The following is a 19995-nucleotide window of genomic DNA, read 5'->3' as shown; positions in this document are numbered from 1 at the left end:
CATGTCTGATTTTGATGTAAAAGAGAAACGATTTGAGGAAGATATCGAAGACTATCTGACTCATCATGGTGGATATACCAAAGGTGATCCAAAGAAATTTAATCGTGAATCAGGACTTGAAGAAGATACTTTTGTTGAGTTTATTAAGACAAGTCAGCCTAAGAAATGGGAAAGATATGTAAAAATTTATGCGGAGAATTCCGAGAAACAGATCATCGAACGTTTTAAAAGAGAAGTAAAGACAACGAATCTTTTGAATGTGATGCGGCATGGATTTATGGACAGAGGAATCAAGTTTTATCCGATTTTCTGGAAGCCGGAGACCTCTTTGAATGAGACTACACAGATGCAGTATGATGCGAATATCCTTCATTGTACCAGACAGCTTCATTATTCTGTACATAATGAAAACAGCATTGATATTGTTCTTTTTGCAAACGGCATTCCGGTGGTATCTATGGAATTGAAATGTCAGTTTACAGGACAGGATACAACAAATGCGATTAATCAGTATAAGTTTGATCGTGCCGGTAAGGATGCGATTTTTGCCTTTAAGGAAAGGGTATTGGTACATTTCGCTGTAGACCTTACCAATGTTTATATGACTACAAGACTTGAGGGCGCACACACTTATTTCCTGCCATTTAATCAGGGAAGTAATGGCGCCGGAAAAGTAGGTGGCAAAGGTAATCCGGTAAATCCAAATGGATATGATACAGCTTATCTTTGGGAAAGAGTACTCTGCAAAGACAGTCTGATGGAAATTTTACAGAAATATATGCACTTGCAGCAGGAGTACGATAAAAATGGAAATCTTGTGAAAGAGACTATGATTTTCCCAAGGTATCATCAGCTTGATGTTGTTACAAAGCTGTTGGAAGATGTAAAAAAGAATGGTTCAGGTAAGAGTTATCTGATCCAGCATAGTGCAGGCTCAGGAAAGTCCAATTCGATTGCATGGCTGGCACACAGACTTACCGGACTCCATGATTATGAAGACAATAAGATTTTCCAGTCAGTAATCATCGTTACTGACAGACGAGTGTTGGACAGTCAGTTACAGTCTACAGTATATCAGTTTGACCATGTGGAAGGTGTGGTTAAGAAAGTAGATAAAAATTCGGGACAGCTTAGAGATGCAATCAATGATGGTGTAGGCATTATTATTACTACATTACAGAAATTCCCGGTAATCTATAAAGAAGTGGATTCTGCAAAAAAAAGATTTGCGATTATTATTGATGAGGCACATTCTTCGCAGACCGGAGATGCAGCGAAAAAGTTAAAAAGAGCATTAGCTGATACTGAAGAAATTCTGAAAGAGTATGCCGAGATGGAAGATGAGGACGAGAGAAACCGCAAGGATGATGAGGACAAGCTATTAGACGAACTGGCAGCACAGGGGATGCATAAGAACTTATCATTCTTTGCATTTACAGCAACGCCAAAAGGAAAAACATTGCAGCTGTTTGGTCAGAAGGATGCGGAAGGAATCTACAGACCTTTCCATATTTATTCTATGAGACAGGCAATAGAGGAGCATTTCATCTTGGATGTTTTGCAGAACTATATGACCTACAAAATGTACTATAAGATTGCCAAGATTATTGAGGATAATCCGGAATTTGATACAACAGCTGGTTCAAAGGCAATTATAAATTATGAGACACTGCATCCACATAATATCTCTCAGAAGACTGCCATTATGCTGGAACATTTTATGAATGTCACAAGACATAAGATAGGTGGCAGAGCGAAGGCTATGGTTGTTACACCATCCAGACTTCATGCAGTACGATATGTGCAGGAATTTAAGAGACAGATAAAAGAAAAAGGACTGAATGACCTTGAAGTGTTAGTCGCTTTTTCCGGTGAAGTGAAAGATAACGATGATGTGTTTACCGAAGAGGGAATGAACAAGGATAAAGAAGGCAAGACAATAAAAGAAAAGGCTTTGCCGGAAACATTCCATGCAGATGATTATGGAATCCTTGTTGTTGCAGAAAAATATCAGACAGGCTTTGATGAACCACTACTTCACACCATGTTTGTGGATAAGAAATTGTCCGGTGTAAAGGCAGTACAGACTTTATCAAGACTGAATCGTACTACAAGAGGAAAAGTAGATACCTTTGTACTTGATTTTGTGAATTCAGCAGAGGATATCAAAGCATCTTTTGAGCCATTCTATGAGGAAACTGTGCTCTTGGAGGAAACAGATCCTAATGTTGTATATGATATGAAGAATACCTTGGATGATTTCAGGGTATATCAGAAATCAGAAGTGGATAAATTTGCGGATATTTTCTATCAGAATGAGAATCAATCAGCTGGTGATCTTGGAAAGCTTCAGGGACAGTTAAGACCAGCAATAGACAGATATGAAGTGCTTGAGGTTGAAAAACAGGATATATTTAAGTCTACCTTGGCAAGTTTTAACCGTGTGTATGCCTATATTACACAGGTATGCAGATTATTTGACAAGGATATTCATAGATTCAGTATTTATTCAAAATTCTTATACACAATGCTTCCTAAGGGACATGGTGGAGAGAAGATAAATATTGATGACAAAGTTCTTCTTGAATACTATAAGCTGGAAAAAGACTTTGAAGGTCCGATAGAGCTTGAAAGCACAGAAGGCGGATATACACCTATCTCCGGTGATTCCGGTCATAGAGAGCCTAAGAAAGACCCGTTGACAGTAATCATTGATAAGATAAACGAAAAGTATGGCACTCATTTTACAGAGATGGATAAAGTTCTTGTTCAGATGGAAAATGATTATGCCAATCAGGAGAAATGGCAGAGCTACGCAAAGAACAATGACAGGGCAACATTTATGCTGTTATTTGAAAAGGATTTTCCGAATATGGCAGCAGACAGATATGAGCAGAATGACCAGTTTTTCAGAAAACTGTTTGATGATCCTGATATGATGAGGCAGGTAATGGAGACTGTAGGTTCTGTATTGTATGAGAGATTGAAGAAGAAATATATCTTTGATCCAAAGTCGGGAGTAATTGAAGAGGCGACACCGGAGACTTATGTGGAAGATACATATTTGACGAAGAAATAAGGAAGTGAAAACATGCAGTTAGGATGGATAGATTTTTCAAAAGAAGACCGGCAGAAGGCATTCGATGTGATTAACCTTCTGAGTGAACAGGGAGCAGTCGATGAACTTGGAATCGGCGTTATTCGTGATGCTTTTGCCAATTATTTCTTTCCGGGGACATCTACCATCCAGACTAGAGCAAAGTACTTCCTTATTGTTCCATATATGTTAAGGGAGGCTGTTGATGGCAGGTATGGAAAGGATGCAAATAGAGTTTTAAGAGCTATAGATTCTGCTGAAAAAGATTGTGGCATCAGATTGTTAGAAGCAGATCCCAAGGCAGAAGGTGTTATTGGAAGTCGTGTATTGCCAAAGGGCTGGGTGGCAAGAAAACCATCAGATATCTACTGGAATGGAATTCGTACCTTTGGAATATTCTGTGATTATGGTCTGTCTATACCGGAGTATGTTTCATTGGCGGTAAAGCTAAAAGAACAGAAGTCTGTCAGCCGGTTGGGAAACAGGAATGATGATGCAGAGGAAAATGATAAGGATGATTCGGATGCAGGAGACATCGGCAATATTAGATTCTGGAATCTTCCGATTTATCATGATGATTGGAGAGACAACCTTACAATAGAGCTGACGCAGGAGGAAGCATTCTATCTGGATAAGCAGATTCAGAAGTCAACGAAAGGGTCTCTTTTGGAATATGTATTGAAAAATCGTATTGATTTGAATGAATATGATGATTTTGCTTCTTTAACGGCTGAACTATCGGAAAAAGTAGGTGAAAAGCTGGCATATATGATGAAGCTTGCCTGCGATTTTAATAATCTGGTGTATATGGCGAGAGTAAGATACAATGTCATGCTTTCAGAAGACGAGAATACATACGCAAATGATGAATGGAGCAGGTTGCTTCCGGATATAAGGCATAATGCGACAGTAGATCTGGATGCAGTGTTTGGAGAATTCCAGTTGATCAATCCAAGGGCAAAGAGCTTTCTATGTGGGATACAAGCAGCATTTATTACATTAGATATTGATATGGCTGATGAACTGATTCGCAAGAGGGAACGGAGCCTGAAAGGAGCAGCCAGAGCGAAGTTAAGCAGAACAAAGGAATTTGATCATTCAAAATGGGTAGGCGGTGGAATGCTCGATTACAGATTCTCGAATGCCAGAAGAATTGTGAATGACATCTATGCCGGGGAGGTGAGTGCTGATGTTTAGACCGGATTCAAACCGAGATAGAACGGATTACAGCGGTATTTTGATGCCTCCGGACGGATATAGATTGGACAGAGCAGTAGGCACTACATATTCACTTGACCTGGAAGCACTCACAGCTGTGGCGATATGTCTTGGATTATCTGAAGAAACAGATAGTAAGCTTATGCAAAATCCAATTGGTATGCTGAATGCATTGCAGAAGGTATCAGATAAAATCGTGCTGTTTTGTGAAGCAGGACAGATTAAAGTGCCAACAAAACCGACTGCACTATCTATTTTATTAGAGAAAATGGTAGTAGAGGTCGCACTGCCAAAAGATAGACAGCTTGGTCGATATCCGTCATTTCATCCGAAAACATGGGTATTAGCATATGTAAACGCTGATGGAGATAAAAAATATCGTTTTGTGGTAATGAGCAGAAATCTGACTTTTGACAGGAGCTGGGATATCAGCTTTGCAATGGATAGCAGTAAAAATGTCAGACAGAAGAAAAAGACTCAGCCTATCTGTGATTTTCTGGATTATCTTGTAATGAATGTGCATAATACCAGCAATAATGCCGGAAAGAAAAGAAACCTGATTCGTGGATTATGTGCAGACATTAAGGATGTATCCTTTTCACTTGATAGTAAAATATTTGGAGAGGATTTTGAAGTGCTTCCACTTGGTATTGGAAAAAATGCTTACCGGATGCAGGAGGATATCCTATTCTGCAAGGAAAGAGGAAATGCCAATTCGACATTTAATGAGCTTGTAGTGATGTCTCCGTTTTTATCAGAAAGTGTGATTGCAGATTTTAACCTGACAGACAGGGCATTGTCGGACTGTAAGAGAACACTTGTTACGAGACGTTCTGAGCTTGGAAAACTCAAAGCATCAGATGTAGATAATTTTACCATCTATGCATTAAAGGATGAGATTATAGATGGTGAGGAAGAAATTTCAGATGAACTCGCAGATAAAAAGAAACAGGATATTCATGCAAAAATCTATCTGAGAAGGAAATATTCAGATGTTGACCTGTATCTTGGTTCCATGAATGCTTCCTATTCTGCAATTAATAAAAATGTTGAAATGATGCTGTGGCTTGGTACAAAGAATATGTATCTGAATGGGGATAAATTCTTAGAGGATATATTCTGTGGACCGGTAGGAGATGCAAAGAATCCATTTGAGCAGGTTACAGTAGCGGATGCTGTTTTGGAAACAGAAAGTGACAATAGAAATCTGCTGGAGCAGAAAATTAAGGACTTGTGCCGAGTGAAAAGGCAGGCTGTAATTTCAGAAGATAATGAGAATGCTGGAAAGTACAAGATAGAGGTTGAGTTCAGTGGTATTGAATCTGATAGTGAGGTTACAGTATCACCATTTAATTCAAAGCAGGAGCAGACATTGTCAGAACATATAGAGTTTTCAGAGCTTGAGATCTTGCAGTTATCAGAGTTCTATGAGATTACTGCAAGATCAGGTGATGATACAATTCGCAGAATTATTATGATCCCTACAAGTGGTTTCCCGGATGACAGAGAAAGTGCTGCAGTAAACAGTGTGGTAAAAGATAGGGCATCATTTGTTGAGTACATAGCGTTTGTACTTGGTGATGATTATGTAGCATCTATGCTTGAAGGAAAGCAGATGGGAGAATCCGGCTTTTTTGCCAATTCGAGTGATGCAATGCCGGCACTCTATGAAAAGATGTTAAAGACATCTGTAGAAGGGCCGGAAAGAATAAAAGACATTGGATATGTGCTTAAGATGGTTACAGATAAGGATATTATACCGGATGAATTCCGTGAACTGTATGAGACTTTTTGTAATACTTTGAAAATCAGAAGATAACGAGGTGATGTCATGTTACAATTTAATATAGATGAAATTGAAAAGCGTACCCTTTCCGGTCTGAAGGATTTTCAAAGAGCGACTGTGGAGAGAGTGGATTATCTGTTCCGGCATAATCAGAATCGTGTGCTTGTAGCAGATGAAGTGGGTATGGGAAAAACTCTTATTGCCAGAGGAGCAATTGTAAAGACAGCAAGACTTAGAATCGAAGAGAAAGATGATCTGTTTAAGGTAATTTATATCTGCTCTAATCAGAACATAGCAAATCAGAATATCAGAAAACTTGATGTAACAGGAAAGAATGCCATCGGCTCAGTATCAGATACCAGACTGTCTATGCAGCATTTAAAGATTACTGAGCAGGAAAATGATCCGCAGATAAAGGAAGGTTTTATACAGCTTATCCCACTTACACCGGAAACATCTTTCCGCATGACCACCGGAGGTGGAAGTGTGCAGGAAAGAGCACTTATGTATGCCATTTTAAGGAGAATGCCGGACTTTAAAGGACATGTAACTTCTCTTGAAAAATTTATGATAATGGATGCTGTAAAAGCATGGGATGGATGGGCAAAATGGAACTTTGAAAATCGTGTGGCAGAATGCGAAAAGATGACGAAGGGTGTCTATCCACAAAATGTGATAGAAAAAATCCTTAATTATCAGGAGTATGAAAGTATAAGGGACATGCTGCTTAATCATTTGCATGAAAGAAGATACAATAAACAGCTTACATATTCCAATTACTATGTGATGAATAAGCTTCGTGTGATGTTTGCGAGAATCAGTGTATCTATGCTTGAGCCGGATCTGGTAATCATGGATGAGTTTCAGAGATTTAAGTTTCTTTTGTCATCCGATGACAGTGAGCTTGGTATTCTTGCACACAGTTTCCTTAGTGGACATGATACAAGGGTACTTCTGTTGTCGGCTACACCATATAAATTGTATTCTACCCTTGAAGAGATAGATGAAAATCAGCTTGATGAGCATTATGCAGAGTTTTTTCAGGTTATGAACTTTCTTTTTGATGATGAAGTCAAAGACATTAAATTTAAGGAAGTGTGGAAGAATTATTCCCATGCTCTAAGTGAGTTGAAGGCAGGGGACAGTGCAATTATCCGTATGAAGGAGCTGGCAGAAAATGCCATGTATCAGGGAGTCAGCAGGACAGAGCGTATATCTGTCATGGATTCCGGTGATTATACGGATGACAGCAGCGTGAAGCATCATTTGCAGATAGATGAAAATGACATAAACTCCTATATACAGATGTCACGATTGTTGTCAAAAACGGATTCAAATCATTCTTTACCGGTAGATTATGCAAAGAGCTGTCCGTATCTTATGTCCTTTATGAAGAAATATAAGATTAAAGAGCAGATTGAAAAATATTATATAAAACATCCAGATGAATTTGGAAGTGAAAGAGAACAATGTCTCTTGTGGCTGAATCGCAATAAAATCAATAAATATGATGAACTGCCGAAAACCAATGCAAGGCTTGAGGCACTGAAAGAAAAAGCATTTACCGGCGGTGCAGAAAAATATCTGTGGATTCCTCCATCACTGCCATATTATGAGATGCAGGGAGCATATAAAAACAGCAAAGGCTTTTCAAAAATACTTGTATTTTCTGCATGGGAGATGGTTCCACGAATGATAGGTGCGCTTGTTTCCTATGAGGCGGAAAGACTTACAGTTGGAAAACTGGTACATCAGATAAAGAATCAGGATAAGAAGAATACGGGGTATTTTGCGGATGGTTCGAGACGATACCCGGTGGCAAGGCTCAGGTTTAATGTTTCAAATGGAGAAGTAAGAGGCATGAGCCTGTTTGCATTGCTTTATCCTTCAAAGACACTTTCTGATATGTATTTACCGATTGAGTCATTGAATAATCATGAATCATTAGAAGTAATAGAGAAATCTGTACGGCTGAAACTGAAAGAGAAGCTTGCGATAATCGAAGAAAAGTATGGTGATTCGGGTAACAATAAGGAAGATGCCAGGTGGTATTATCTTGCACCGATGCTCATGGATGGAGTCATCTATGCAAAGCATTGGATAGAGGATATTGTGTGGGAAATGAATACAGACGAAGAGGATACAACATCTGAGGTCAGAAGCAGTTCAAAGGATAAGAGAAATAAGGGCTTTATTGCTCATATTGATAAGCTAAGAAGTTATTTGGATGCCCCGGAGGAGATTCATCTTGGAAGAAAGCCGGAGGATCTTCTGGAAACATTGGTAAATATGGTACTGGGTTCGCCAGCAATATGCATTTATCGTTCTAATGGAAGAAGCACAGCCAGAGCAACATCGCTTGCAAAGGTATTTGTCAATAATTTCAATTTGCCGGAGTCAACAGCTATCATTGATCTTGCTTATGGCAGATGCAGGGATGATAATTCCCATTGGCAGAATGTACTTAAATACTGTAAAGATGGCTGTTTTCAGGCAATGATTGATGAATATATCCATATGCTGAAAGAAACAGCAGGTTTTCAGTCGGATGGAAATCAGTATCAGATTGTGCATGACATGATGATGGATTCATTGAAGATACATACAGCCACCTATATCGCTGATACTTATCCTGATTTCAAAAAACGTATTAACGGAGCTGACAGGAAGAGTGATGGATGTCGAATAAGGTCGAGTTATGCAGTTGGATTTACAAAGGATGCAGGAGATAATTCCAAGGTAGTCATGCGTAAAGAAAATATCAGAAATGCCTTTAACTCACCAATGCGTCCATTTGTGCTCGCCACAACATCAATCGGACAGGAAGGATTGGATTTTCATAATTATTGTCGTGTGATTATGCACTGGAATCTTCCAAGTAATCCCATAGATGTAGGACGGATTTTGCGGACATTCAAAATAAAAAAGAATGTGGAGGTAACAGACAATGGCAAAATCATTATTTGAGGAACTGGGCGGCAAATACGAAAGGCAAGGGGATTATTTGATACCGTGCTTAACTGTACCCGCCGAAGAAGAACAGGCAATAGGCATCTGGGGGCAACGGCATTTAGATTATCTAAAACAGTACCGTAAAGTTACATACACCAATCTTCTTACAAGCGGCAGGCTAAACGCCTACCTTGCCGACATCAACAGACAGGCACAGGAACGCTTTGAAAGGCTCATAGAGGGTATGAAACAGGCACAGGGCATAACGGAACAGCTAAAGGCAGAAAACGCCTTAGAATGGACAGGATGCCTCAATAACATAAGGGCTTGTGCGAGGGAGATTGTGGAAAAGGAAATTATTTTTGCATAAACAGATGATTAGTGGCAGGGGGAAATCCTGCCGCTTTTTCTGCTTTAGTTTGTCAGCTTGACAAATAAAGGGTTAAGGAATATAATTAGATTCAGTATTATACAAGGAGTTAATAAATATGCGGCAAGGTATTCTTAAATAAACTGTCAATTTGATAGTGGGAACAAAAAGTAGCAGTCCCGTTTCACTTTTAATATGGGGCTTAGTTTTTTGTACCCAGTTTAAGAATACTTTTATCATGTAATTTTATATGCCCGAAAACATATAAGTGTTTTGGGGCTATTGGAGTTATTTACCCAGTGATAGGAGTATTTATCACTGGGTATTTTTATGCCCTTTTTTGGGTGTTGATAGGAGGAAAATCACATGAAAATAATTAACTTAGGCATTCTGGCTCACGTTGACGCAGGAAAGACAACATTAACGGAAAGTTTATTGTATACCAGTGGTGCAATTGCAGAACTAGGGAGCGTAGATGAAGGCACAACAAGGACAGATACAATGAATTTGGAGCGTCAAAGGGGAATCACTATCCAGACAGCAGTGACATCTTTTCAGTGGGAGGATGTAAAAGTCAACATTATAGATACGCCAGGCCATATGGATTTTTTGGCGGAAGTATACCGTTCTTTATCCGTATTAGACGGAGCAGTATTATTAGTTTCTGCAAAGGATGGCATACAGGCACAGACCCGTATACTGTTTCATGCACTACAGATAATGAAGATTCCGACAATTTTTTTCATCAATAAAATTGACCAAGAGGGGATTGATTTGCCAATGGTATATCGGGAAATGAAAGCAAAGCTTTCTTCGGAAATTATAGTGAAGCAAAAGGTTGGGCAGCATCCCCATATAAATGTAACGGACAATGACGATATGGAACAGTGGGATGCGGTAATTATGGGAAACGATGAACTATTAGAGAAATATATGTCAGGGAAACCGTTTAAAATGTCAGAACTGGAACAGGAAGAAAACAGGAGATTCCAAAACGGAACGTTATTTCCCGTTTATCACGGAAGCGCTAAAAACAATCTGGGGATTCGGCAGCTTATAGAAGTAATTGCCAGTAAATTTTATTCATCAACGCCTGAAGGTCAATCTGAACTATGCGGGCAGGTTTTTAAGATTGAATATTCAGAGAAAAGGCGGCGTTTTGTTTATGTGCGTATATATAGCGGAACATTGCATTTGAGGGATGTTATTAGAATATCTGAAAAAGAGAAAATAAAAATCACAGAGATGTGTGTTCCGACAAATGGTGAAATCGTCCCGGCTGACCATGCCTGTCCGGGAGAAATTGTTATTTTAGCTGATGATACTTTGAAACTGAACGACATTCTGGGAAATGAAAAACTCCTGCCTCACAAAACACGGATTGATAATCCCATGCCATTACTTCGGACAACGGTAGAGCCGCAAAAGCCGGAGCAAAGGGAAGCCCTGTTAAATGCCCTCGCAGAGATTGCTGATACAGACCCTCTTTTAAAATATTATGTGGATACTACAACGCATGAGATTATACTTTCTTTTTTGGGGAATGTGCAGATGGAAGTCATTTGTGCCATCCTTGAGGAAAAATATCATGTGGAGGCAGAAATAAAAGAGCCTACTGTTATATATATGGAAAGACCGCTTAGAAAAGCAGAATATACCATCCACATAGAAGTCCCGCCAAATCCTTTCTGGGCTTCTGTCGGGTTGTCCATAGAGCCGCTCCCTATTGGAAGCGGAGTGCAGTATGAAAGCAGAGTTTCACTTGGATATTTAAATCAATCGTTCCAAAATGCGGTTATGGAGGGGGTTCTTTATGGCTGCGAGCAGGGGCTGTATGGATGGAAAGTGACAGACTGTAAAATCTGTTTTGAATATGGATTGTATTATAGTCCTGTAAGTACCCCCGCAGACTTTCGGCTGCTTTCCCCTATCGTATTGGAGCAGGCTTTAAAAAAAGCAGGGACAGAACTATTAGAGCCATATCTCCACTTTGAAATTTATGCACCGCAGGAATATCTCTCACGGGCGTATCATGATGCTCCAAGGTATTGTGCAGATATTGTAAGTACTCAGATAAAGAATGACGAGGTCATTCTGAAAGGAGAAATCCCTGCTAGATGTATTCAAGAATACAGGAACGATTTAACTTATTTCACAAATGGGCAGGGAGTCTGCTTGACAGAGTTAAAAGGATACCAGCCAGCTATTGGTAAATTTATTTGCCAACCCCGCCGCCCGAATAGCCGTATAGATAAGGTTCGGCATATGTTCCACAAGTTAGCTTAACAGCTTGCAAAAGTCATATAAAATGAGATTTGAAAGGATTAGAGACTAATTATGATGAAATGCGAATGGATATTGTGTCCTGTTTGTGGGAGCAAAACCCGTAATAAAATTAGGAAGGACACTGTTTTGGAGAATTATCCCCTTTATTGTCCAAAATGCAGACAAGAAAGATTGATTAAAGTTGACAACTTGAAGATAACTGTCATCAAAGAGCCAGACGCTTAAGACGCAGAGCCGATGAAATTGTGGAACAATTCACGAATCATCGGCTCTTTTTGTTTCGTATTTGAAAGAACAAACTCACCAAATAAAAAAAACGATATTCGGGTGGGTTATTTTGTTATACCCTAAATTACCCTCTGAATTTGTTTTTAAATTTGGAGGGATTTTTTTATGTCCTTTTTTCGGGCAGTTATCTATCTGCTCATACGAAGCAAAATTTATCAATACATAGCATATCAGAGAACGGCAGGAAACCAGTTAAAAAAATTTCTGCCAGTGCAACGGTACTTCTCACCTTGAAAGTAGAAGTACAATCTCCATACAATAGAATTACTATTTCCTATAACCGTAAAGGTCACAGAGCCTTTGCGGTTTTTCTTTTGTCGATTTTTGTTGGAAAGTGCCGTAGGGCTGTTTCTGATATGCGGTGTCGTTCTCCGCCTCTCCATCTGGATTTTTTACATTTCAAAAATTCAGATGGGAGGTATTTATGGTGAAATATGCACCAAGAAAGGTATATATCAGAGAAAGTGGCGGCTATGTGGAATTATCCTACACGGAGTTCTGCCGTTGCAGGGAATCCGACCAGACCTATATGGACAAGCTGTTTATCCCCATTCAAGGCTGTCTGCTTGAAGTCGTGAGGGAGCAATACACAGACTTCTACCGTGACAAGGAACGGTGGCGTTATCTGCAAAAATTAGATACAAAGAATAGACTGCTATCTCTCGACGGATTTACGGACAGCGAGGGGAATCCTCTGGACTTTATCACTGATGAAGCGGTGGACATTGCAGAAACCGTTGTCAATGCGGTCATGGTGGACAGGCTGAAAGCCGCCCTGCCTTTGCTGTCGGATAGTGAACAGGAGCTGATACAGGCAATCTTTTTTGACGGACTTTCCGAGCGTGAAGTCGGGGCGAGGTTGGGCATAACCCAGAGCGTTGTAAACAAACGCAAAGCCAGAATCCTAATAAAACTAAGAAAGATAATAGAAAATTAAAATTTAAGGCGTTCAGCCCCCTTGTTTTTTCCTTTGGGAAGATGAGGGGGCTTTTCTCTGCCCTCTCAATCAATTCTGATTGGAGGAAGTAAGAATGGCATACAACCACGGACGGGAGGACAGGAAATGGCGTATCTGGAAAGAAGCGGAGGAAAAGCTGCTGCGTGAGTGCGGCGTTGATGAAGCGACCATTGAGCAGATACGCATGGCGGACAGGGCAGACTTCAATTCCAACAGGCGGTTTTACCGATGGACGAATGACGTTGCGGAATATCTTGAGGACATGGCAGGCAGGGAGCGGCAGGCGGAAGTGGGTACGGTTGCGGAGTTACTGGAAGAGATTGAGAGCGAAAATCTCTATCAAGTATTAGTCACGGTGGACGGGCGTACCTTGAAAATCGTCCTGCTGAAAATGCAGGGGTATTCCACAAAGGAGATTGCCCCGCTTGTGCATTTGACGACTGGTGCCATCTATGCGAGGTTAGACCATCTGCGGAAGAAGCTGCGGAAAATTTTATAGCTTCTAAAACAGCCTGCCATCCTGCGGGCTACTGGGTGAGGGATGGAAATCCCCTCACTCATTTTTTGCAGGAGGACAACAGGATGGCATACAGGGTTAAGGCATACACGCTTCGGGAGGAATCCACGGAAAGCGGCACAAGGTATTTTATCAGCTTTAAGGACGGGCAGGGCAAATCCCACGAGTTGGAAGTGTCGGAACAGTTCTTTATGGAGTTTCGGCAGATGGAGCGCAGGAACAGGAATCTTTTCTAATGGGACGAGCGGCACAGGGAGTTTAACGAGGTATGGGACGAAACCCTTTACAGACGGGCGTTGCGTGTGCCTAAGAGCCTTGATGAACGCATGGTTGAGGAAGAACGGAATGAAACGCTCTATAAGGCGGTTGGGAGCCTTCCAGAGATACAAAGGCGGCGTTTCCTGCTCTACTACGAGTATGAGTTCAATTTTTACCAAATCGCCGCTATGGAGCATTGCACCGCTTCGGCAATACAGAAATCTGTTGCGATTGCAAAGGAGAAAGTAAAGGCGGAAATTGAAGAAATATCTCCAACCGTGACCGACACCGCCCGAAAAAGAAATCTGTTTTTTATTTGTGTGGGATTGGCGGCATTACATACTCTCACTTTTTTCCGTGGGAGTAAATCTATTTTTAAGGAGGTCAACGCCTATGTGCAACGAAAACAAAGACACCGCCCGAAAGGAGGAAAGCCATGCAGAAGTTACAGACAGTCAACGCCGAAACGCTCCTTTATGAACCGCTTGAGAAACCATCCTTTGTGGTGGACAGCCTTATCCCGACAGGCTTATCGCTGTTCTGCGGCTCACAGAAGATAGGCAAAAGCTGGCTCATGCTGAAGCTATGCTTATGCGTGTCGCAGGGAATCCCTTTATGGGATATGCCGACAATGGAGGGCGATGTGCTTTACCTCTGCCTTGAGGACACGTTCTGCCGCATACAGGACAGGTTATTTCGTTTGACGGACGAAGCAAGCGGGCGGCTCCACTTTGCCGTGGCAAGCTGCAAGCTGTCAGACGGTCTTATCGTGCAGCTTGAAGATTATCTGAAAGATTACCCAGACAGCAGGCTCATTGTCATTGATACCTTGCAGAAAGTCCGTACAGCTTCAAAAGACAATGCCTATGCAAGCGACTATGGGGACATCTCCCTCATCAAAGACTTTGCCGACAGGCACTCTCTGGCGGTCATTGTCGTACACCACATCCGAAAGCAGAATGACAGCGACGTGTTCAACAAGGTGTCTGGGACGACAGGATTAACGGGGAGTGCGGACGCTACCTTTGTTCTGGAAAAGGAGAAACGTGCGTCTGACACCGCCAAGCTGTATGTGACGGGCAGGGACACGCCTTATCAGGAATACACGCTGCGTTTCCGTGATTGCCGTTGGGAGCTTGTGGAGCGGAAAACGCAGGAGCAGCTTGCGAAAGAAACGATACCAGATGTCCTTTTTCGGTTGGTGGATTTTATGAGGGATAAGGAAGAATGGATAGGCACGGCAACGGAACTGTTAGCCGCTATGGGGGAAACGGAAACCATACCCACGGTGATTACGAAATGGCTGAATGAATACCGCACCACATTTTTAAGCGAGAACCGTATCTGCTACCAGTACAGCCGCAGGAAAGACGGCAGGCGGATTGCCCTTGCAAGGAGGGCGGGTGACAGCGGTGATGGTGGTGACAGCGATATTAGGATACCCCCCTGTTACTGTCATTGACGCTTAAAGCCATGTAAAGCTGGCGGCTCTGCCCTGCGGGTGACAGCAGTGACGGTGGTGACAGTGATTTTAGGATACCCTGCCGCTGTCATCCCTACGGGAGAACACCCCGTAAACGCAAAATGCAGGCGTGAGATTTACTCGCCCTTTTCGGTCGTGTAAAACCACCCCTGCGGTCAGAAAAATCATTCCGATTTTTCCGACTGCGTTTACAGGGTGTAACACACTACACTTTGCCCTGCAAAGTCGTGTGCCAGACGTTCCCTCTGGACTCCCTTAAGGCAGGGCTGTGCCCTGCTATCCTACGCCTTACGGCTTCGGATAAAAGAATGGCGGCATGACGGTGACGGCTCTTGCGAGGGGGGTATCCCAAAAACACCGTCATCATCGACATGACCGTCATGCAGGGGGTGAGGGTGACAGTTGCGGCAGTCGGCAGGGGGTATCCCAAAACTGCTGTCACCACCGTCACCGCTGTCACCCCAAAGGACGGTCACCCGCCGAAAGAAAGGAGGAATCCGCCTATGCCTTATGCAATCCTGCGTTTCCAGAAACGAAAAGCGGGCGGCGTTGCGGCTTGTGAACGCCACAACGAGCGGAAGAAAGAAGCCTACAAAAGCAACCCAGATATAGATATGGAACGCTCTAAAAACAATTACCATCTCATAGCACCACCAAAGTACACCTACAAGAAAGAGATTAACCGCATGGTAGCCGAAGCGGGGTGCAGGACAAGGAAAGACAGCGTGATGATGGTGGAAACGCTCATCACAGCTTCACCAGAATTTATGAACCAGTTACCGCCCGAAGAACAAAAAGCGTATTTCCAGACGGCTCTTGACTTCATTTCGGAGCGTGTTGGAAAGCAGAATATCCTCTCCGCTGTCGTCCATATGGACGAGAGAACGCCCCATATGCACCTCTGCTTTGTGCCGATTACGCCAGACAATAAGCTGTCAGCGAAAGCTATCTTAGGCAACCAGAAATCATTATCCGAGTGGCAGACCGCCTACCATGAGCGGATGTCCTCACGGTGGAATCAGCTTGAACGGGGGCAGTCCTCAATGGAAACCAAGCGGAAACACGTCCCCACATGGCTCTATAAATTAGGCGGCAGGCTTGATAAACAGTATGAAGAAATCGTGTCTGCCCTATCCGACATCAACGCCTTTAACGCAGGGAAGAAAAGGGATAAAGCGTTAGATTTACTCTCTGCATGGCTGCCAGACGTGGAGAAATTCTCTAAGGAAATCGGGAAACAGCAGGCGTATATCGACAGTTTGAAAGAGAGAATTGGGCAGGAATCAGACTATGCGGGGCGTATGCGTGATGAAAAGTACGAGCAGGAACTAAAGGTGCAGAAAGCGAATCAGAAGATATTTGAATTGCAGAGAACCAACGAGCAGATGGGGCGGCTGCTGTCAAAAATACCGCCCGAAGTGTTGGAAGAATTGCAGAAAAATCATAGAAGCAGAGCGAAAGAAAGGTAGATATGTGAATGAAGAAACAGGATTTTAAGGTGTTAAAGACCAAAGACTTGTACCCGTTCCCCGACAATCCGTTTCATGTGGCAGAAGATGAAACACTGTCAGAGTTAGCGGAAAGCATCAAGGAATTTGGCATTGTCACGCCGATAATCACACGCCCGAAAGAGGACGGGGACGGTTATGAAGTGATTGCAGGACAGCGGCGTGTCCGTGCTTCTGAACTTGCAGGGATAAATACCGTGCCTGCGTTTGTCCTGCCCTTAGACCGTGACCGAGCCATCATCACCCTTGTAGACAGCAATTTGCAGCGTGAGAATATCCTGCCATCGGAGCGGGCGTTTGCTTACAAGATGAAATCCGAAGCCATGAAGCGGCAGGGTTTCCGCACAGACTTAACCTCGTCACAAGTTGTGACGAAGTTGCGGACGGACGACAAGGTGGCACAGGGCTTCGGCGTGGGCAGGATGACCGTGCAGCGTTTTATCCGCCTGACGGAACTGATACCGCCGATTTTGCAGATGGTGGACGAGGGGAAAATCGCCCTCACGCCTGCGGTGGAACTGTCCTTCTTGAAGAAAGACGAGCAGGAAAACCTCTTTGCCACGATGGAGAGCGAAGAAGCAACGCCCTCACTCTCACAGGCACAGCGGATGAAACAGTTAAGCCAGAGCGGGCGGCTTGACATGGATACGATATTTGCGATTATGACGGAGGAAAAGGGCAACCAGAAAGAAACCTTGAAAATCAACACAAGCAAGCTGAAAAAATACTTTCCGAAGAACACAACGCCGAAGCAGATGGAGGAAACCATCATCAAACTTTTGGAGCGTGAGTTGCAGAGGAAACGCAACCGTGACAGCCGCTAATCTTCTTTTTTCGGGAAGTAAATACAGAGAGTTGAGGTATGGAGAATGAGAGAAATCCAGTATGAAATCGTAAAGGAAATCGCAGTATTGTCTACGGGCGACAGTGGCTACACAAAGGAAATCAATCTCATTTCATGGAATGGGAAAGAGCCGAAGTATGACATCCGCAGCTTTTCCCCGAACCGTGAAAAGTGCGGCAAGGGAATCACGCTGAACGCTGATGAAGCGGCGGCACTCCTTAAAGCATTACAGAAAGAATTAAACAGCGAGGATTAATGGTATCTGATTGGCAGGGCGGGGACATTTCCAAACTCTTCCCTGCCCTGTCTGGAAAGGAAGATTTAAGTATGGGCGAGGATAAGAAAGCAGATAAAAAGAGAAAGCGTATCGTGCCAAAAGCACCAGTGCAGATGATAATCAGCCGTGAATATGTCGGCACACAGACCGTTACAGAAGCGTTTGTCCCGATTATCTCCGAGGATATTCGGAAGAAGATTGCCGAGGGCGACACCTTCGACAATGAGGGGCTGTCCGCTTAGAATGTACGCAATGGGACATGAAAACAGATAGGACAGATACGGAGGTTTTACAGTATGGCAGGAATCAAAGAAGAAAAGAAAATCTATTTAGTCGGCATTTATTGCCGCTTATCTAAAGACGATGGTACGGATAACGAGAGTGCGAGCATTGCGACACAGAAATCCATCCTCACGGATTATGTGAAAAAGCAGGGATGGCACATAGCAAAAACGTATGTGGACGATGGTTATTCTGGTACAAATTTCCAAAGACCAAGTTTCCAGAATATGATAAAAGACATTGAAAGCGGTCTGATAAACTGCGTGATTACGAAAGATTTATCCCGTCTGGGGAGAAACTATCTTGATTGTGGGTTATATCTGGAAGTTTTCTTCCCAGAGCATAACGTGAGGTATATAGCGGTCAATGACGGCGTAGATACCTTGAATAAATCTGCTATGGACATCACGCCTTTCCGCAACATTTTAAACGAAATGTATGCCGCTGACATATCTGTTAAGATAAAATCGGCATATCGGGCGAGGTTTCAACAGGGGAAATTCATGGGAACTACCGCCCCTTATGGCTATATCAAAGACCCTGCCGACCACAACCATCTGCTGATAGATGATAAAGTGGCACATGTTGTAAAAGAGATATTCGACCTTGCATTAAAAGGGAATGGAGTTGCCAAAATTTGCAGACATCTTAATAAACAGCATATCCTACGCCCTGCCGCTTATGCGGCGGAGCGTGGCGAAACAGGCTTTGAACGTCATTTTGAGGGGAACGAGGACAAACGCTATATTTGGAGTGGGAACAGCGTGAGGAGCATTTTAAGAAGCCCGATATATGCGGGAAATCTTGTAGGCTACAAACGGATTGCCGCCAATATGAAAAGCAAGAAACGCCCCTCTAAGCTGCCCGAAGAATGGGAAGTGATACCCAATACCCATGAGGGAATAGTCACGCAGGAGGAATTTGATATTGTCCAACAGCTTATTACAAGTCGTAGGCTTCCACAGAACAAGGGAGGATTTGTAAATATTTTTGCAGGCGTTATCAAGTGTGTGGACTGCGGATGTGCTCTGCGGGCAATGAACGTACACAGGAGGAAACGCCCAGAGATTATCGACTGTGTACAGTATTCATGTAATAATTATGCAAGAAACGGAAGAAGCGAGTGTAGTGCCCACAATATAGAAGCAAGGGATTTATTCAATGCCGTTCTTGCCGACATCAACTGTTTTGCGGATATGGCAGTGAATGATGAAAAGGCGGTCAGGGCCATAGAAAAGCGGCTCACGGAAACAGACCAGAGCAGGGCGAAAGCATTAGAGAAAGAACGTAAGAAGCTGAACAAACGCCTTGCGGAACTGGACAGGCTGTTTTCCTCTCTCTACGAGGATAAGGTCATGGAGCGTATTACCGAGCGGAATTTTGAGATGATGTCGGGGAAATACCAGAAAGAGCAGCTTGAAATTGAAGCAAGGCTGAAAGAGGTGACGGAAACTCTTAATGAAAGCTACGAGAAATCACGGGGAATCCGTGACTTCCTCGCCCTTATCCGAAATTATCAAGGCTTAAAAGAACTGGATGCAACAGTTATAAACGCACTCATAGACAAGATACTTGTTTCGGAGCGTGAGAAGATGGCAGACGGAACAGTGAAGCAGGAAATCAAGATTTACTATAAATTCATCGGCTTTGTCGATGAATTACATATCATACCTACAAAACGGTGGGCAGCAATGCCCGCTAAAAATTGTACGGTGTGCGGCGTTGAATATGTCCCGGGCTCTGGTGCATCAAGGTATTGTCCTGCTTGTGCCAAGAAGATACGGAGGGAGAAATCAAACGAGAGCAAACGCAGGAGCAGAGAACAGAAAAGGATAGCATGTATGAACTGTCCGCAAAAAATGACCGACTGA

Annotated in this window: 15 protein-coding genes and 1 pseudogene; all 16 read left to right on the top strand. The window is 42.8% G+C overall.

Going from position 1 to position 19995, the window contains the following annotated elements:
* Position 1: 1 nt before the first annotated feature.
* The 16 genes and pseudogenes from EHLA_RS12110 (at position 2) to EHLA_RS12025 (ending at position 19995) form a co-directional block, all read left to right on the top strand.
* Positions 2–3079 (top strand): type I restriction endonuclease subunit R, encoded by a 3078-nt coding sequence (locus tag EHLA_RS12110; RefSeq protein ID WP_073106987.1) that lies wholly within the window; start codon positions 2–4, stop codon positions 3077–3079.
* A gap of 12 nt (positions 3080–3091) precedes the next feature.
* The gene (locus EHLA_RS12105; RefSeq protein ID WP_073106984.1) at positions 3092–4294 is read left to right on the top strand and encodes a DUF6361 family protein; all 1203 of its coding nucleotides are present in this window, start codon (positions 3092–3094) and stop codon (positions 4292–4294) included.
* Entirely contained in the window at positions 4287–6134 is a 1848-nt protein-coding gene (locus EHLA_RS12100) for a phospholipase D family protein (RefSeq protein ID WP_073106981.1), read from the top strand. The genes EHLA_RS12105 and EHLA_RS12100 overlap by 8 nt, the downstream gene beginning before the upstream one ends.
* A 12-nt stretch (positions 6135–6146) precedes the next feature.
* Entirely contained in the window at positions 6147–9068 is a 2922-nt protein-coding gene (locus tag EHLA_RS12095; protein ID WP_231301769.1) for a hypothetical protein, read from the top strand.
* The gene (locus EHLA_RS12090) at positions 9049–9423 is read left to right on the top strand and encodes a TnpV protein (RefSeq protein WP_001129922.1); all 375 of its coding nucleotides are present in this window, start codon (positions 9049–9051) and stop codon (positions 9421–9423) included. Before EHLA_RS12095 ends, EHLA_RS12090 begins: the two co-directional genes overlap by 20 nt.
* Before the next feature lie 366 nt (positions 9424–9789).
* Entirely contained in the window at positions 9790–11709 is a 1920-nt protein-coding gene (gene tet(O), locus EHLA_RS12085; RefSeq protein ID WP_015521635.1) for a tetracycline resistance ribosomal protection protein Tet(O), read from the top strand.
* A 51-nt stretch (positions 11710–11760) separates the two neighbouring features.
* On the top strand, positions 11761–11934 hold the full coding sequence (locus EHLA_RS12080; RefSeq protein WP_002779755.1) for a cysteine-rich KTR domain-containing protein: 174 nt from the start codon (positions 11761–11763) through the stop codon (positions 11932–11934).
* A gap of 487 nt (positions 11935–12421) precedes the next feature.
* On the top strand, positions 12422–12934 hold the full coding sequence (locus EHLA_RS12065; protein WP_000241709.1) for a sigma-70 family RNA polymerase sigma factor: 513 nt from the start codon (positions 12422–12424) through the stop codon (positions 12932–12934).
* Positions 12935–13028: 94 nt separating this feature from the next.
* A complete protein-coding gene (locus EHLA_RS12060; RefSeq protein WP_000323895.1) occupies positions 13029–13454 on the top strand; it encodes a sigma-70 family RNA polymerase sigma factor in 426 nt (141 codons plus the stop codon).
* 83 nt (positions 13455–13537) lie between these two features.
* Positions 13538–14012 (top strand): annotated as a pseudogene (locus tag EHLA_RS16130) (RNA polymerase sigma factor).
* A gap of 154 nt (positions 14013–14166) precedes the next feature.
* Positions 14167–15192, top strand: a complete 1026-nt coding sequence (locus EHLA_RS12050) for an AAA family ATPase (protein ID WP_001170964.1) — start codon at positions 14167–14169, stop codon at positions 15190–15192.
* A gap of 524 nt (positions 15193–15716) precedes the next feature.
* On the top strand, positions 15717–16682 hold the full coding sequence (gene mobV, locus EHLA_RS12045) for a MobV family relaxase (protein WP_001820668.1): 966 nt from the start codon (positions 15717–15719) through the stop codon (positions 16680–16682).
* Positions 16683–16690: 8 nt separating this feature from the next.
* Positions 16691–17545 (top strand): ParB/RepB/Spo0J family partition protein, encoded by an 855-nt coding sequence (locus EHLA_RS12040; protein ID WP_000743700.1) that lies wholly within the window; start codon positions 16691–16693, stop codon positions 17543–17545.
* A 45-nt stretch (positions 17546–17590) separates the two neighbouring features.
* Positions 17591–17821: a YdbC family protein gene (locus tag EHLA_RS12035; RefSeq protein WP_001206986.1), complete on the top strand. Its 231-nt coding sequence runs from the start codon at positions 17591–17593 to the stop codon at positions 17819–17821.
* 71 nt (positions 17822–17892) lie between these two features.
* Positions 17893–18084 (top strand): hypothetical protein, encoded by a 192-nt coding sequence (locus tag EHLA_RS12030; RefSeq protein WP_001820669.1) that lies wholly within the window; start codon positions 17893–17895, stop codon positions 18082–18084.
* A 54-nt stretch (positions 18085–18138) separates the two neighbouring features.
* Positions 18139–19995, top strand: coding sequence for a recombinase family protein (locus tag EHLA_RS12025; protein ID WP_001820670.1), 1857 nt, complete (start codon positions 18139–18141; stop codon positions 19993–19995).

Source organism: Anaerobutyricum hallii (assembly GCF_900209925.1).
GTDB classification, from domain to species: domain Bacteria; phylum Bacillota; class Clostridia; order Lachnospirales; family Lachnospiraceae; genus Anaerobutyricum; species Anaerobutyricum soehngenii.
The sequence above is the reverse complement of the archived record's forward strand: the minus strand, read 5'-3'. Positions and strand labels throughout refer to the sequence as shown.

What these genes read in the sequence shown, in the direction of transcription:
- EHLA_RS12090 (WP_001129922.1), top strand. Translation starts at nt 9,049, where the DNA reads ATGGCAAAATCATTATTTGAGGAACTGGGCGGCAAATACGAAAGGCAA.
- EHLA_RS12060 (WP_000323895.1), top strand. Translation starts at nt 13,029, where the DNA reads ATGGCATACAACCACGGACGGGAGGACAGGAAATGGCGTATCTGGAAA.
- EHLA_RS12105 (WP_073106984.1), top strand. Translation starts at nt 3,092, where the DNA reads ATGCAGTTAGGATGGATAGATTTTTCAAAAGAAGACCGGCAGAAGGCA.
- EHLA_RS12040 (WP_000743700.1), top strand. Translation starts at nt 16,691, where the DNA reads ATGAAGAAACAGGATTTTAAGGTGTTAAAGACCAAAGACTTGTACCCG.
- EHLA_RS12050 (WP_001170964.1), top strand. Translation starts at nt 14,167, where the DNA reads ATGCAGAAGTTACAGACAGTCAACGCCGAAACGCTCCTTTATGAACCG.
- EHLA_RS12080 (WP_002779755.1), top strand. Translation starts at nt 11,761, where the DNA reads ATGATGAAATGCGAATGGATATTGTGTCCTGTTTGTGGGAGCAAAACC.
- EHLA_RS12095 (WP_231301769.1), top strand. Translation starts at nt 6,147, where the DNA reads ATGTTACAATTTAATATAGATGAAATTGAAAAGCGTACCCTTTCCGGT.
- EHLA_RS12110 (WP_073106987.1), top strand. Translation starts at nt 2, where the DNA reads ATGTCTGATTTTGATGTAAAAGAGAAACGATTTGAGGAAGATATCGAA.
- EHLA_RS12025 (WP_001820670.1), top strand. Translation starts at nt 18,139, where the DNA reads ATGGCAGGAATCAAAGAAGAAAAGAAAATCTATTTAGTCGGCATTTAT.
- EHLA_RS12065 (WP_000241709.1), top strand. Translation starts at nt 12,422, where the DNA reads ATGGTGAAATATGCACCAAGAAAGGTATATATCAGAGAAAGTGGCGGC.
- EHLA_RS12030 (WP_001820669.1), top strand. Translation starts at nt 17,893, where the DNA reads ATGGGCGAGGATAAGAAAGCAGATAAAAAGAGAAAGCGTATCGTGCCA.
- EHLA_RS12035 (WP_001206986.1), top strand. Translation starts at nt 17,591, where the DNA reads ATGAGAGAAATCCAGTATGAAATCGTAAAGGAAATCGCAGTATTGTCT.
- EHLA_RS12100 (WP_073106981.1), top strand. Translation starts at nt 4,287, where the DNA reads ATGTTTAGACCGGATTCAAACCGAGATAGAACGGATTACAGCGGTATT.
- mobV (WP_001820668.1), top strand. Translation starts at nt 15,717, where the DNA reads ATGCCTTATGCAATCCTGCGTTTCCAGAAACGAAAAGCGGGCGGCGTT.